Source organism: Verrucomicrobium spinosum DSM 4136 = JCM 18804, from assembly GCF_000172155.1.
Lineage (GTDB): Bacteria > Verrucomicrobiota > Verrucomicrobiia > Verrucomicrobiales > Verrucomicrobiaceae > Verrucomicrobium > Verrucomicrobium spinosum.
Map to the genome: position 1 here is coordinate 4,369,707 of NZ_ABIZ01000001.1, position 14,500 is coordinate 4,384,206.

The 14,500-nt window shown below is 58.7% G+C and carries 12 protein-coding genes; 6 read left to right on the top strand and 6 right to left on the bottom strand.

Annotation, left to right across the window (positions count from 1 at the left end):
- Positions 1–278 precede the first annotated feature (278 nt).
- The 4 genes from VSP_RS17725 to VSP_RS17740 all read left to right on the top strand — a co-directional run bounded on the left by VSP_RS17725 (position 279) and on the right by VSP_RS17740 (position 4,578).
- On the top strand, positions 279–842 hold the full coding sequence (locus VSP_RS17725; RefSeq protein WP_009962371.1) for an HdeD family acid-resistance protein: 564 nt from the start codon (positions 279–281) through the stop codon (positions 840–842).
- A 50-nt stretch (positions 843–892) separates the two neighbouring features.
- The gene (locus tag VSP_RS42375) at positions 893–1,102 is read left to right on the top strand and encodes a hypothetical protein (protein ID WP_009962372.1); all 210 of its coding nucleotides are present in this window, start codon (positions 893–895) and stop codon (positions 1,100–1,102) included.
- A gap of 32 nt (positions 1,103–1,134) precedes the next feature.
- The gene (locus VSP_RS17735) at positions 1,135–3,648 is read left to right on the top strand and encodes a phosphoketolase family protein (RefSeq protein WP_009962373.1); all 2,514 of its coding nucleotides are present in this window, start codon (positions 1,135–1,137) and stop codon (positions 3,646–3,648) included.
- A gap of 282 nt (positions 3,649–3,930) precedes the next feature.
- Complete coding sequence (locus VSP_RS17740) at positions 3,931–4,578, top strand: outer membrane protein (RefSeq protein ID WP_009962374.1); 648 nt, start codon at positions 3,931–3,933, stop codon at positions 4,576–4,578.
- A 226-nt stretch (positions 4,579–4,804) separates the two neighbouring features.
- Here VSP_RS17740 and VSP_RS17745 read toward each other — a convergent pair whose 3' ends face one another.
- The 6 genes from VSP_RS17745 to recF all read right to left on the bottom strand — a co-directional run bounded on the left by VSP_RS17745 (position 4,805) and on the right by recF (position 12,587).
- Entirely contained in the window at positions 4,805–6,394 is a 1,590-nt protein-coding gene (locus VSP_RS17745) for an Rne/Rng family ribonuclease (RefSeq protein ID WP_009962375.1), read from the bottom strand.
- A gap of 38 nt (positions 6,395–6,432) precedes the next feature.
- Positions 6,433–8,646: a penicillin-binding transpeptidase domain-containing protein gene (locus VSP_RS17750; protein ID WP_009962377.1), complete on the bottom strand. Its 2,214-nt coding sequence runs from the start codon at positions 8,644–8,646 to the stop codon at positions 6,433–6,435.
- The gene (locus VSP_RS17755; RefSeq protein WP_009962378.1) at positions 8,636–9,262 is read right to left on the bottom strand and encodes a hypothetical protein; all 627 of its coding nucleotides are present in this window, start codon (positions 9,260–9,262) and stop codon (positions 8,636–8,638) included. The genes VSP_RS17750 and VSP_RS17755 overlap by 11 nt, the downstream gene beginning before the upstream one ends.
- Positions 9,259–10,074, bottom strand: a complete 816-nt coding sequence (gene mreC / locus VSP_RS17760; protein WP_009962379.1) for a rod shape-determining protein MreC — start codon at positions 10,072–10,074, stop codon at positions 9,259–9,261. The genes VSP_RS17755 and mreC overlap by 4 nt, the downstream gene beginning before the upstream one ends.
- A gap of 87 nt (positions 10,075–10,161) precedes the next feature.
- The gene (locus VSP_RS17765; protein ID WP_009962381.1) at positions 10,162–11,193 is read right to left on the bottom strand and encodes a rod shape-determining protein; all 1,032 of its coding nucleotides are present in this window, start codon (positions 11,191–11,193) and stop codon (positions 10,162–10,164) included.
- A gap of 323 nt (positions 11,194–11,516) precedes the next feature.
- The gene (gene recF, locus VSP_RS17770) at positions 11,517–12,587 is read right to left on the bottom strand and encodes a DNA replication/repair protein RecF (RefSeq protein WP_009962383.1); all 1,071 of its coding nucleotides are present in this window, start codon (positions 12,585–12,587) and stop codon (positions 11,517–11,519) included.
- Positions 12,588–12,788: 201 nt separating this feature from the next.
- On the opposite strand from recF, the gene VSP_RS17775 reads away from it, so the two are divergent.
- Positions 12,789–13,094, top strand: coding sequence for a hypothetical protein (locus VSP_RS17775; protein WP_009962384.1), 306 nt, complete (start codon positions 12,789–12,791; stop codon positions 13,092–13,094).
- Between the two features lie 92 nt (positions 13,095–13,186).
- Positions 13,187–14,476: a histidine--tRNA ligase gene (gene hisS, locus VSP_RS36045; protein WP_009962385.1), complete on the top strand. Its 1,290-nt coding sequence runs from the start codon at positions 13,187–13,189 to the stop codon at positions 14,474–14,476.
- The last annotated feature ends 24 nt before the right edge of the window (positions 14,477–14,500 follow it).

A 14,500-nucleotide genomic window follows, 5' to 3' on the forward strand; every position in this document is an offset into this window, starting at 1 on the left:
GACCCGCAATGCGGAACCAGCCCCCAACCACCGAACGCTGTTCTGCTACACCGCTCTCCCCACATGGCTGCGCCATCTTACCACATCCAGCGCGCCCAGACGGACCGCAGAGACTTCTACGCCTACAAGGCTGAAGGCAAGGGCCTCGCCCACCTCGGAGGCGAAGCGGAGCACCACCGCAACCAAGCAACCCCTATCCCAAAATGGCCTGCGACTGGGGCCCGAAAACCTTCTGGTGGTAGTAGTACCACAGGGCACCAAACTCCAACTAAAACATCATGAATACCTCTCTGTTGCATCTCCTCTCGCGAAACTGGGGCTGGCTGTTCCTGCGCGGCATCCTCTCGTTGATCTTCGGCGTGCTGGCCTTTACCTGGCCGCTGCTCACCTTGAACGTCCTTGTCCTCCTCTACGGTGCCTATGCGCTGGTGGATGGGGTGTTTGCCCTCGTTGGCGCAATCACCGGCGGCTCCACCCAACCTAGATGGTGGCTCGCCCTCATTGGAATGGTGAGCCTTGCGGCAGGGGTTGCTGTGCTGCTTTGGCCGGGACTTACCGCCCTTGCGCTCCTCGTCTTCATAGGGGCCACCGCAGTGGTGCGAGGCCTCTTTGAGATCACGGGCGCGCTCGCTCTGCGCAAGGAAATAACGAACGAATGGCTTCTCATCCTTTCGGGACTGGCTTCGATCGCATTCGGCATTCTGGTCATTCTCTTCCCCGGTGGTGGAGCCATCGCCATGGTTTGGATGATTGCCGCCTACTCGGTCGTCCTGGGGATCATCTTCTCTGTGTTCGCACTTAGACTGCGGAAGCATGGCCACAGCCACCCGCTTCCCGCGTGATACGGCATAGCCCCTCGATCACTTCATTCAGCTGGGAAACCAAAGGAGCCATGAAACGCCCGCCGCTCAGCGGGTTTCAAGGGCTCAAAGTTCGGAGACTGGATCCGAGAGGGCAACAGCCCCGCGGCACCCTGGCGCTGGACGGCGTAGCCCACGCCTGTCTGCGGCACCGTCTGCTCCTTCCCTACGAAGCGGAGGCGGAAAGCACGACCAAGAACACGGTCGTGGACGAACTGCTCAGGCAGGATGCCGTCGTTTAGCATGCCCTCTTCCCAACAGCCCCTCCCCCACCATGAGCAAAAATTCCCGCAAATCCTCATCCGCCAAAACAGGTTCCCCCACGGCTGCCAAGAAAAACACCAACGCGAAGGATCCTACCTCTGGTGCCATTAAAGGACCACTGTCTGAAGACCAACTCGCCAGGATGGATGCATGGTGGCGTGCGGCCAACTACCTCTCCGTGGGGCAGATCTATCTGCAGGACAATCCCCTGCTGACGAAGCGGCTCAAGCGTGAGCACATTAAACCTCGCCTTCTGGGCCATTGGGGCACCACGCCCGGCTTGAACTTCATTTACGTTCACCTCAACCGGATCATCAAGGAGCACGACCTGAACATGCTCCTCATCACTGGCCCGGGTCACGGAGGCCCCGGCATTGTGGCCAACACGTACCTCGAAGGAACGTACAGCGAGGTGTATCCAGAGATCAGCGAGGATGAGGTGGGGCTGCAACGCCTCTTCAAGCAGTTTTCCTTTCCCGGTGGCATTCCCAGCCATGTCGCCCCGGAAACGCCCGGGTCCATTCATGAGGGGGGCGAGCTCGGTTACTCCCTTTCTCACGCCTATGGGGCAGCATTTGACAATCCCGACCTCATCATCCCTACCATCGTGGGTGATGGCGAAGCTGAGACCGGTCCTCTTGCCACCGGATGGCATGGCAACAAGTTCATCAACCCTGTGCGCGACGGTGCCGTCTTGCCCATCCTTCACCTCAATGGCTACAAGATCGCCAACCCTTGTTTCCTCGCCCGCATTCCACACGAAGAGCTTCAGAAGTTCTTCGAAGGGATGGGCTATCGCCCATGGTTCGTTGAAGGTGACGACCCCGCCATCCTTCACCAGCAAATGGCGTCCACCTTGGACAAGGTGACGCAGGAGATCCGCTCCATCTGGAAGAACGCACGGACACACGGTTTCCAAGGCCGCCCTGCCTGGCCCATGATCGTGCTCCGCACGCCCAAAGGATGGACCTGCCCCAAAGAAATCGATGGGCTCAAGTGCGAAGGCTATTGGCGCGCTCACCAAGTGCCCATGGGAGACATGGACAAGCCTGAACACGTAAAAGTGCTGGAGGCCTGGATGAAGAGCTACCGCCCTGAGGAGCTCTTTGATGCCACCGGTCATCTCCATGAAAATATCGCCAGCCTCGCTCCGGGCGGCACACGTCGCATGAGTGCCAATCCGCACACCAATGGCGGTCTCCTGTTGCGCGATCTCCGCCTCCCTGACTTCCGCGACTACGCCACCAAGTGCCCGGCCCCGGGAGAGAACTTCGCCGAGGCCACCCGGGAAATGGGACGGTTTCTGCGTGACGTGATGAAGCTCAACCTGGAGAGGCAAAACTTTCGCCTTTTCAGCCCGGATGAAAACAACTCGAACCGCTGGCAGGATGTCCTGCAGGTGACCAGCCGCGCCTACGCCGCGGAGATCCTCCCGGAGGACGATCATTTGTCCCCGGACGGACGGATCATGGAGGTCCTCTCCGAGCACCAGTGTCAGGGGTGGCTGGAGGGTTATCTCCTGACGGGACGCCACGGCTTCTTCAGTTGCTACGAGGCTTTCATCCACATCATTGACTCCATGTTCAACCAGCATGCAAAGTGGTTGAAAGTCTGCCGGCACATCCCATGGCGACGCCCCATTGCTTCATTGAACTATCTGCTTAGCTCCCACGTCTGGCGACAGGATCACAATGGCTTCAGCCACCAGGACCCCGGCTTCCTGGATCACGTCATCAACAAGAAGTCGGAGGTCATACGCGTGTATCTGCCCCCAGATGCCAACACCCTGTTAAGCGTGACCGACCACTGCCTCCGCAGCCGCAACTACGTGAACGTCGTGGTCGCAGGTAAACAGCCCGCTCCAGTCTGGCTCTCCATGCAGGACGCCGCCCAACATTGCGCTGCCGGTGTCGGCATCTGGGACTGGGCCAGCAATGACCAGGGTGGCGAACCCGATGTCGTTATGGCCTGCTGCGGAGACGTCCCCACCCTGGAGACCCTGGCCGCCGTCGAGCTCATCCGTCAGCATGCGCCGGACGTGAAAGTCCGCGTGGTGAATGTCGTGGATCTCATGAAACTACAGCCTGTCGAAGAGCATCCTCACGGTCTGCACGACCGTGAGTTCGACGCCATCTTCACCAGGGACAAGCCGGTTATCTTCGCCTTCCACGGCTACCCCTGGCTCATACACCGCCTCACGTATCGACGCACCAACCACTGCAACCTGCATGTCCGGGGCTACAAGGAGGAAGGCACGACCACCACGCCTTTTGACATGTGTGTGCTCAATCAGCTGGACCGTTTCACCCTCATGGGAGACGCACTGAGCCGCGTCACAAGACTAGGCAGCCGTTTGGGTTACATTCTCCAGTTCGTCCATGAGCAACTTCACCACCACCGCGCGTACATCTGCGAGCACGGCGATGATGTACCCGAGATTCGTGACTGGAAGTGGAACGCAAAACTAAACGGTGCAACCCGCCGTGGAGTCCGCCAGGCGGATACTTCCGCCGACAACACTTGAGCACACCTTCCCCTTTCAGTACCGCAATCGCCATCTCACCCCGACTCGCGGGGCTGGCGCTCGATCCTCGAACCTCAAGCAAGATTGATGCTCCCCTGCCCGCCCCCATCACAGAGGCTGCGCAGGACTGACTAGCGCCTCAGCGCATCCGATAGGTGGAGACCAGCACACCAGCCCGCCAGCGCGCACATCTTTCAATTCTCCATAGTTCGCGGTTACTGGCGGGCGTGAACCGCCTCCAGTGGAAACAACCAAACTGGAAACAACAACACCCAACGAAACATGAAAATCGTTCGCAATAGCCTCCTTGCCTGGGCCAGCCTGACCCTCGCGGCATCCAGCTTCGCTGGTACGCCCGTCTCCCCGCCCCCCGCACCACCCGAGCCCGCCCCCGCTGGTGGCCTTTACTTCTCTCTGAATGGCGGTGCCCTCTGGCTCCAGGATTCTGGCGCTTCTGGCGTGAATCTCGACTTCGACACCGGATTTTCTGTCCTGGGAGCGGTCGGCTACTCCTTCGGCAACGGTCTGGCCGTTGAACTGGAGTCTGGCTACCTCGGCGTGGACGGTGGTGAAGGCTCATTCCGTGGTCGCAGCTTCGACGTGGACGGTGAATTCCGTCAGGTGCCGATCTTCGCAAACGCCGTTTACACCGTGGACCTTACCGACCGCCTTGGCGTTTACATCGGCGGTGGTATCGGCATCGTGTGGAGCGAGGCTGAAATCGACTCCGTCGCTGGCTACAACCTCGACTTCACTTCCAGCGACGAGTGGAACTTCGCCGCCCAGGCCAAGGCCGGTCTGACCTTCAAGGTCACCGATGCCGCCAGCCTGAACGTCGGCTACCGCTACTACTACGGCCAGGACGCCGTAGGCTGCCTTGACGACGCCCAGGGCTCCGTCCTGGAAGGCGGCATCACCATCCGCTTCTAATTCACGCACGCCGGGCATCCGGCGTCTGAATTTACCATTGTTGATTTGTATTGTGTTTGGTGGGAGCGGCCTTCGGGCCGCTCTCTTTTTACGGAGCACTTACTATTCTCCTCGGCTCAAGAGGATGATGAAGAGTTCTCGGCGCATCTTCGCCTCCACTGACTGAAGCGGCAAAAAAGCCCACGCTGAGACAGCGTGGGCTTTGGCAGCGTTGAGCTGGGCGGACCTACTTGATCTCGTCGCCAGTCTTGGCGTTGGCGATCAGGAACTGCTCGCGCGTGTAGTTCGGATCGGTGCGGAAGGTCATGCGGGCCTGGTATTTGCGCTCCAGTTCGACCAGGATCTGGTCATCAGAAGTGCGCAGGCGCTGCATCACATCGGGGTGAATGACCACCAGCACGTCGCGGTCGTGTTCAGGCAGGCGGGACATGATGGAGGACAACCTGCGTTGCAGTTCAACGCTCATGGTGAGCGGCGTCTTGATCTGCCCATGCCCCTTGCAGTGCGGGCACTCTTCATACATGGCGTCGCTCAGGCTCTCGTGGAGGCGCTGGCGGGTCATCTCCATCAGACCGAATTGGGAGATTGGCAGGATCTGCGTCTTTGCCTTGTCCCGTTGGGTGTGGTCGATCATCGCCTTGTACACCGCCTGCTGGTCCTTGCGGCCCTTCATGTCGATGAAGTCCACAACGACCAGACCACCCATGTTGCGCAGCCGCAGCTGGCGGGCCACCTCTGCGGCAGCCTCCATGTTGGTATCAAGGATCACCTTGTCCACGTTGTTTCCAGCACCCTTGTTGCGGCCCGTGTTCACATCGATCGAGATGAGAGCCTCCGTCTGGTCGATCACAATGTAACCACCACACCTCAGCCACACCTGGCGGTAGAACGCGGAATCGATCTGTCTTTGAATGTGGTACTTTTCGAACAGGGAGCCGGGTCCCGGGAAATAATTGATCCGGCGTTGGGCACGGCGTGAGATAGGAGCGACCAGCTCCTTCATCCGCTGCACCACAGCCTGGTCATCGCAGACAATCTCGTCCAGATCCTCCGTGAGGAAGTCACGCACGGTGCGCTCAAACACATCCGGCTCCTCAAAGCAGCACACGGGAGCCTTTTGGGTATCACGACGCTCGGCGATGTCCTTCCACTGCTCCACGAGGATGCTCAGGTCCCGGATGATATGGCGGGCCCGCTTGCCGGATGCTTCCGTGCGCAGGATCACGCCCATGCCTTCTGGAAGGCTCAGCTTTTCAATAATCCGGCGCAGACGGAGGCGCTCCTTGGGATCGTCAATCTTGCGGGAAATACCGCAGGAATCATTCAAGGGCATGAGCACCAGCAGACGTCCCGCCAGGGAGATGTTCGTGGTCACACGCGGCCCTTTGTTACCGACTGGTCCCTTGGTCACCTGCACCAGGATTTCAGAACCCACAGGGTAGAGGTCAGGAATGTCCTTGGCCGTGATGGCCTTCTTCTTCTTGCCGCTGCCGCCGCGGTTGATCTCCTCCATGCCGGCATCAAGCGCTGCTGGAATGGCGTCCCAAAAATGGAGGAACGCATTTTTCTCCAACCCAATGTCAATGAACATGGCCTTCAAGCCCTGCTCAATGTTCTTGATGCGTCCCTTGTAGATGCTGCCCACCAGATGGGTCGTGCCCACTCGTTCGACGGAGTACTCCTCGAGCACTCCGTTTTCAAGCAGGGCTACCCGGTTCTCGAGTTTTTCACAGTTGATGACAATTCGCGTTCCGCTGTTCACATCTTTGTGTCCGGTGAAAAACTCCTTAATTCTTTGCACAAATCCCAAAGCCATAAAATTGATCGTAAATTGCTAAAGTTGAGCCCACAAGGCTAACCATCCCTCCCAAACAATCTCTTCAGGAAGTTGGCCCGGCGAGGTGGGGGTGCTTGATTTTTGTTCTGTTTCGTTCCTTCCGCGTCAGCTTCATCGCGAATGGTGGGACGCGCCTTCGGGGCCTCCTCACGCTTCGCACTGCGACGTGGTTCATCATCGTTGTCCACGGCAGGCTCCTCTTCCTCCGTTCCTGGCTGGAACGCGGTCGCGAGTCCGTCGTACGAGACAATGTCCACAGGGTTGAAGTTGCCTTGCACTTCATTCACCTTGGTGAGCTCGACGGAATACCCATTGTCGAGCGCCAGAGCCTGTTCTAAAATCCGTTTGGCCACGGGGGCCGCCGTCACCCCACCCCCTTTGCCCCCCTGCACGAGAATGCAGGCGGCAAACTTGGGATTCTCATAAGGTGCGAAGGTAATGAAGAGGGTGTGGTTGTCCTTCACGAACTCCTTGCCATTCTTGCGCCAGTTCTGAGCGGTACCCGTCTTCCCGGCCACATCCACACCGTTGATCTTGGCAGCCTTGGCGGTGCCCCCCTGGTCATTGACCACACGCCACATGCCCCGCCGCACCAGTTCCAGCTTCTGCGGGGTGAGACCGAAGTCCTTGAAATTCGCACGCACGTCCGGCAACTGCTCGCGGATAAGCTCCGTGCCATCCATCACCTTGTTCAGGAGGTGCGGACGGTAGGCGACACCGCCGTTGCCCACAGCTGCGGCCACGCCTGCCATCTGCAGCGGACTGGCCTCCACTGCACCCTGACCGATCGCCATGTTCGCAATGCTGGCCTCAGAGAAACGCTCTGACGCCGTCTTGTTCACGCGCCACCAGCGCTCCACAGGCAGGATGCCAGGAGCCTCTTCTTCCAGTTCAATGCCAGTGCGCTGTCCCAGGCCGAACATGTCGCCAGCCTTGGTCATGGCTGCGTTGCCAGCGTGATTCGCGTAGCGGTAGAAGTAACAGTTGCACGAGCGCATGATGGCCTCGCTCAGCCCAAGCGTGCCATGGGCACCGCCCTTCTGGCCGATCCAGCACTTCATGAACTTGCCACCAAACTGAATCCCGCCCGGGCAGTTGACCATGTCTCCTTCCACACCTGCAAGAATGCCGGCGAACGAGGTCATGATCTTGTAAGTGGAACCAGGCACGAAACCGCGCACGGAGCGGTTCAGCAACGGCACACAGGGATTCTCCAGATAACCGGCGAAGTCCTCCTTGCTGATTGAGGGGATGAACTTGTTCGGGTTATAGGAAGGAACTGACGCCATGGCCAGTACCTGGCCGGTGGAAGGATCCAGCACCACCACCGCACCTCGGCCGATCGCGGGAGTCCCCTCGCGGAGGGCCTTCTCCGCGATCATTTGAATTCGTGCATCAATCGAGAGATAAACGTCATGGCCCTTGCGCGGCTCCTGATAGTCCACCTCCTTGACGAGGCGGCCTTTTTCATTCTGCAACCAGATGCGCATCCCAGCCTTGCCCCTCAGATCCTGGTCAAAGGTCTTCTCTACGCCATACACACCGTAGTCGTCCGGCACGAAGAAATCCCACTCGTTGATCTCCTCTTTTGTGGCACGCTGCACATCAGGTTGATTCACGTAGCCCACCACGTGACAGGCGAAGGAGTCAAAGATGTATTGCCGCACTGGCCGCACTTCCACTGAGATACCGGGCAGCCCCAGCCGGTGCTCGGCAAACCGGCTGAATTCCTCAAACGTCAGATCGCTGCGATATACCCATGGCACTACCCCACGATTCGTGCGAAAATGAATGCGAAGCTTGTTCGCGTTGAAGTCCGCAGCCAAGCCGAGCTTATCCAGCGGCTCGATAATGCCCTCCCGAACTATCGCGACGATGTCCGTCTCGTCTTTGCTCCGTGGAATGCCACCTTCCGTATATTTGTAATTGAATTGAGGAATGGGCTGTTTCTCAGCCTTTGCCTGCTTGGTGTACTCCTCGACCAGTGTCTTCAGGTTCACACGCACCTCGAACGAGGGCTTGTTGGAAACCAGCACTACGCCGTTGCGGTCACGGATCTCCCCGCGCGAGCCCGGAATGCGCGCCCGCAGGTTTTTGGTTCCCGGAACCTTGTTCTTGAGTTCTTCGTGGTGGTCGATGCTGAGATTCCACAGGCGCTGCGCCAGCGCACCGAATCCAATCAGGATCACCAGGGTAAAGAGGTACAGACGGAAGCGATACTTAACCACCATAGTAACGGTAAACTAGCCCTTCTGTCCGCACCTCATAGTGGACGAGTCGCGCAAGCGTATGAAGCATGAACAGAAGGAGCGGTGAGACCAACATGGCCAGCAGTGCATCCGTCACCAGCTTCGTCCACAGGCCGGGATGGAATTCAAAACTGCCCCTCAGGAATGACATCATTAAAAACTCTATCAGAAGACACAGGAGCGTGGCAATGCCAACCATGATAACCGGCAACTCCCAACGCCCCCGTTTGAAAAGCGGCCGGATGCCCTGCATGAGCGTACCCGTGACGCCAAAGAGAAACATGGAGTAGCCAACCGGCAGCGCGGTCCCGTTGGGCGGCTGCTTCTCCACGGGCAGTTCCCGCGCCAAGTCTGCTGACTCCACCGCCACAGGCTTTTCCGGCTTGTAAGGCAGGTGCCGGGCGTCCCACACCAGTCCGGTGAAGAGCGCGAGGAACAGCATCATCGGAAATGACACGGTCAGGGAGGCGGAGAAAAACAGGACGGGGGGCAACAGCACCCGGGCGTTATTGGCAAACTCAATGGCCGGCAAAAACTCCTGCGCCCCGAAGCTCAGGGCCACGAGCAGCACCACAATGATGTTGTACAAGAAACTCATGGTTGCACGAGCGAATCCATGTGGACAACAAAGACATCTTCGATGAGGCCGAAGTTCACTGCAGGATCAACGACAGCCTCACCAGAAATGTCCTTGAATTCAAACGCCTTGACCTTTCCCAGCGCCAGACCAGCGGGAAACACGCCACCGTCGCCGGAAGAATAAATATTGGCCCCCGGCTCAAGCTTGAGGGTACGGTCCAGAAACCTCAGACGAAGATCCGGACGCGTCTCGAATCCGCCACGCTCACCGCTGAGAATGCCCTTGGCCTGTGTCCCCTCGATGCGAGCCGCGACGCGGCATTCCTCGTCAGTGAGAAGGATCACCTCAGAGGTGTGAGCCGCCACTTTGCCAGTCTTGCCCACCAAACCTGACTCGGTGATGACAGGGCTGTCCGTGCCGATGCCATCCAGAGAGCCCTTGTCGATGATGACCGTCGTCCACCAGTTGGAGGCAGAGCGGCGGAGCACATGGGCGGCAGTCAGTTTAAAGGCGGACTGCTGCCGGTACCCGAGCATCGAGCGGAACTTGTTGTTCTCCTCAAGTGTCATGTGGTACTTCTGCTCAAAGATCATCAGCCGGTTCATTTCCCGGCGCAGGCTCTCATTCTCCTGCTGGAGCCGCTCGGCGTCCACGGGATTGCTCACCACCTCATGCACCTGGTTCTGGGCATGTGCGCCCATCCGGATGAACGGCGAGAGCACATTCATCACGGAGGTTTGGATCGCCCGCGTCTGCGGGGTCTTGAGCGTGAACACTGCCACCAGCGCCACGAAAAAGAGCAGCAGGGCGATGACGTTGATCTTCTTCATGCTTGCAGCACTCCCCTGTAAAGCCGCCAGCCCGGGAACGCTGAAGTCTCAGCGCTCACGGGTCTGACCGTTGGTATCCATGACCGCCTATTCGTTGGTGCTGACTTTGCGGAGAAACTCAATCTCGCTCAGCACCCGGCCTGCACCTTCCGCCACAGCGCTGAGGGGATCGTCGGCCACGTGAACCGGCAGAGCCGTCTCCTCCTGTAGAAGCTTGTCGAGGCCGCGCAACAACGCGCCGCCACCCGCCAGCATGATGCCGCGGTCCACCAAGTCGGCGGAGAGTTCAGGGGGGCAGCGCTCCAGCGTGGTGCGCACTGCATCAATGATCGTGTTCAGCGGCTCCAGCATGGCCTCGCGAACTTCCTGGCTCGTGATGGTGATCGTCTTTGGCAGACCCGCCACCATGTCACGGCCCTTTACCTCCATCGTCGTCTCCTTGCCCAGTGGGTAGGCCGAGCCAATACGAAGTTTGATCTCCTCCGCCGTGCGCTCACCGATCATGAGGTTGTACGCACGCTTCATATAGTTGATCACGGCTTCATCCAGCTCGTCACCTGCCACACGGACGCTGCGGCTGTACACGATGCCGCTCAGCGAGATGATCGCCACCTCGGTGGTGCCCCCACCGATGTCCACAATCATGTTCCCAGCCGCTTCTTGCACGGGCAGGCCCACGCCGATAGCAGCCGCCATCGGTTCTTCGATCAGATAGACCTCACGAGCGCCAGCCTGCTCAGCACTCTCCTTGACGGCACGCTTCTCCACCTCAGTGATGCCCGACGGAACCGCCACCACCACACGCGGACGCACGAAGCTGCGGCGATTGTGAACCTTCAAAATGAAGTGACGAAGCATGGCCTCCGTCACCTTGAAATCGGCAATAACGCCATCCTTGAGCGGACGAATGGCTACGATATTCCCGGGAGTGCGCCCCAGCATGCGCTTGGCATCATCTCCCACGGCCACCACTTCGTTGGTGCCCGCTTTCACTGCCACCACGGAAGGCTCACGTAGGACAATGCCGTGATCCTTCACATACACAAGGGTGTTGGCGGTGCCGAGGTCGATGCCAATGTCACTGGATGCAAATCCGAATAAGCTTCTGAAAAACGACATGAGGTTGTTGAAATAGAAAGGGTGGAAAAGAGCTAAAAAAGGCAGTCAGGCGTTAGCTTGAGAGAAAGATATCAAAGAAAACCGAAAAATCAGGAAATGAAAACGACGCCCAATTCCAAACCGTTGACCTTCAAGTAAAAAACCCTGCTAATTTTCGTCAAGGGAAAGATTTCCAGGGCGGATACCACTACAGGCAACGGGATTGCGCGACGAATTTTCCCCCCGCCTATCGTTCTCCCTCTTTGGTTTGCAAGCGGAATCCACGGTCTTGTAAAAGAAGGGCCTTTTTTGCCGACGCAGCCAAAAACCTTATTTCACCCGGATCATATTCCACCCTCTTTTAGCCGTCCATCCTGAACCTCATAGACCATTCCGCCTACGCCAGTCTCACTGGCCCAATCTGTGAAGGTGGTGGTGATGATTTTTTGGCCGTGCGCCGGCAGGTAAGCCAGGAGGGCTTGACGCCTGGTTTTGTCCAGCTCGCCAAAAATATCGTCGATCAATAGCAGAGGGGGTTCCCCCTGCGCCTCCTCCAGCACTCTGGCCTGGGCCAGCTTCAAAGCCAGGCAGAGCGTGCGTTGCTGCCCCTCGGAGGCAAAAGCGCCTGCTGGCCGGCCGTGAATGGTCAGCGCCAGATCATCCCTATGCACCCCTACCTGAGTGGTCCGGAGCCGGGCTTCACTGTCCCGCACTTCCATGAGGGCAGCCTCTAGATCCTCCCCGGGGTAACCTGGCACGTAAGCCACCGCCCCAGGCTCCACGCCAGCGCTGAGGCCCAAGTGAGCCTCAGTGACTGGCTCTTGGACCCTTTGGACCAGTTCATCCCGGCACCGACGGATCGCAGCACCATGCTCGGCCAGGATGCGACCGTAGGCATCCACCTGTCGCCAAGAAATGACCGCGTCCCGCTTCAAGAGAAAATTCCGGCTGCGGAGCGCCCGCTCGTAGCTCTTGAGAGCATTCAAGTATTCCGGGAAAAGCTGGGCTGCGGCAAAGTCGAGGTACCGTCGGCGGTGCTCTGCCCCGCCGCGGGCAAGATTCATATCAGAGTGATCCATCCACACCACCCGGGCGGACTGAATCAGGTAGTCCCCAGCCCGAGGGCAGACGGAGTCATTCACCGCCACCCGACGCGCGGTCGGGCTCTGGGCCACTCTCAGCTTCCGCCCCCCTACCACCCCCTCGGTCACGCAAGTCTGGGCACCAAATCGGATCAGGTCCGAGCGCGTGGAAGTTCGGGGTGATTGCAAACGCATCAGCACGCACGCCGCCTCCAGCAATGATGTCTTGCCCTGCCCGTTTTTTCCAACCAGCAGGGTAGTCTCAGGATGCAGCGCGAGACGCGCTTCTGTAAAGCAACGAAAATCCCGCACCTGCATCCACTCCAGCAACATGTGCAGCGATGATGCGAGGGTGCAAGCCCTTGTCCAGCGCTCTCTTCACCCCTCCCCATGACAATTCGGCATGGAACATGCTAAAAATACATTCATTGCAGGGGCCTGGCCCGAATTCAGGCCCAGTGAGTGACAATTTGTTCGATTGGGGTTCCCTAATCTCAGGGCTATCCCCTGAATCCAAAACATTCCACCTATCACATGAGCACCCAAGTTTACCTCAGCCGCAACTTCACCGAATTCGGAGCCTTCACCGTCGCAGAGATCCTTGATTTCAAAAAGCGCGGGATTGTTCTGGACGGGGACTTCATTCGTGAAGACGGCAGCAGCGCCTGGGTGCCCTCTCTCAACTTCCTGTCCTCCCTCCCGGAGCCCAAGCCAACCACCCTAAAGGCGGCCCCCAAGGCGAAGGCGGTAAAGGAAGCGAAACCTGTCAAGGAACCCAAGCCGGCCGCCAAGACACCTGCAAAAAAAGCCTCCAAGAAGGCCAGCACTCCGGCCAACTAGCCTTTTGAGCAGCATCCTGCTGGCCACTTGATCGGCCGAAAGCCGCCAATCCATTTGCGCGATCCCGTGCTCTGCTGCATCAGTAGGGTTCCATGTCTGGCTTCAAGACCGTCAAAGGCTTCCGCGATTTCTTCCCTGAAGACTGCGCTCTGCGCAACTCCATCTTCAAACGCTGGCGCAGTGTCGCCTCACGTCACGGGTTCGTGGAATATGAGGGCCCCACTCTGGAGAGCACCGATCTTCTGAAGAAGAAGAGCGGGGACGAGATCACCCAGCAGCTTTTTTGCTTCACGACCAAGGGCGAGGAGGAAGTCTCCATGCGTCCTGAAGTCACGCCTACCCTGGCTCGTATGGCAGCAGCCCGTCAGCGTGATTTCCCCAAGCCCCTCAAGTGGTTTCAGATCGGTCCCTGCTACCGCTATGAGCGACAGCAGCGGGGCCGTCTGCGGGAGTTCTACCAGTTCAACGTGGACATCCTTGGTGAGGCCTCCCCTGCAGCCGATGCGGAGCTGGTCGCCCTGGCCATTGAGAGCCTTCGCTCCTTTGCGCTGGAGCCGGGTGATTTCATCATCCGCCTCAGTGACCGCCGTCTCTGGACCGAGTTCCAGTCCACCTATGAGCTGAACGAAACACAGAGCGGTGAGTTCCTCCAGATCATCGACAAGATGGAGCGCACGCCCGCAGAAGTCACCAATACCAAGCTTGAGGCACTGGGAATGAGCCTTGAGAAGGTTCAAGCCTTTATCAGCAGCATCAGCGCGGACCATCCCATATTTGCAGAGCTTCGGGAGAATCTCGAAGCCCGTGATCTCTGGCAGTATGTCAAGATCGATCCCGGCATTGTGCGCGGCCTCGCGTACTATACCGGCACGGTCTTCGAAGCCTTCGACGTCAAACACGGTCTGCGGGCCATCGCGGGCGGTGGTCGCTACGACAACCTCGTGGGCCACCTCAGCGATGGGGCAGTTCAGATGTCTGCCTGCGGCTTTGCCATGGGAGATGTCGTTCTAGGCGAGCTGATCAAAGCCACCCCGGCAGCCCAGCAGCAGATGAAGCGGGACATGGACCAGTCCGTATCCGTGGATGTCTATGTCTTGTTGGCGGATGAAACCCGACGCCGCGAGGCCCTCCAGACCGTCACCCAGCTCCGCACCGCGGGCTGGCGTGTGGACTACAGCCTCACTCCGCAGAAGGTGAACAAGCAGTTTCAAGCAGCAGAGAATTCCAAGGCCCGCTTTGCCGCCATCATCGGTGGGGAATACCCCATCGTGGTGCTGAAGAATCTGGCCACCCGTGACCAGATGGAGATTCCAGCCGCCAACCTTGCCCAGAAGATCGGGGAGCAAATGAGCAACCCGGTGTACAACCATCTGCTGGCCTAGATCACAAGGAAACAGTATCAGCTT

Coding starts and splice junctions, on each gene's coding strand:
- VSP_RS17725 (WP_009962371.1), top strand. CDS start 279: ATGAATACCTCTCTGTTGCATCTCCTCTCGCGAAACTGGGGCTGGCTG.
- VSP_RS42375 (WP_009962372.1), top strand. CDS start 893: ATGAAACGCCCGCCGCTCAGCGGGTTTCAAGGGCTCAAAGTTCGGAGA.
- VSP_RS17735 (WP_009962373.1), top strand. CDS start 1,135: ATGAGCAAAAATTCCCGCAAATCCTCATCCGCCAAAACAGGTTCCCCC.
- VSP_RS17740 (WP_009962374.1), top strand. CDS start 3,931: ATGAAAATCGTTCGCAATAGCCTCCTTGCCTGGGCCAGCCTGACCCTC.
- VSP_RS17745 (WP_009962375.1), bottom strand. CDS start 6,394: ATGGCTTTGGGATTTGTGCAAAGAATTAAGGAGTTTTTCACCGGACAC.
- VSP_RS17750 (WP_009962377.1), bottom strand. CDS start 8,646: ATGGTGGTTAAGTATCGCTTCCGTCTGTACCTCTTTACCCTGGTGATC.
- VSP_RS17755 (WP_009962378.1), bottom strand. CDS start 9,262: ATGAGTTTCTTGTACAACATCATTGTGGTGCTGCTCGTGGCCCTGAGC.
- mreC (WP_009962379.1), bottom strand. CDS start 10,074: ATGAAGAAGATCAACGTCATCGCCCTGCTGCTCTTTTTCGTGGCGCTG.
- VSP_RS17765 (WP_009962381.1), bottom strand. CDS start 11,193: ATGTCGTTTTTCAGAAGCTTATTCGGATTTGCATCCAGTGACATTGGC.
- recF (WP_009962383.1), bottom strand. CDS start 12,587: ATGTTGCTGGAGTGGATGCAGGTGCGGGATTTTCGTTGCTTTACAGAA.
- VSP_RS17775 (WP_009962384.1), top strand. CDS start 12,789: ATGAGCACCCAAGTTTACCTCAGCCGCAACTTCACCGAATTCGGAGCC.
- hisS (WP_009962385.1), top strand. CDS start 13,187: ATGTCTGGCTTCAAGACCGTCAAAGGCTTCCGCGATTTCTTCCCTGAA.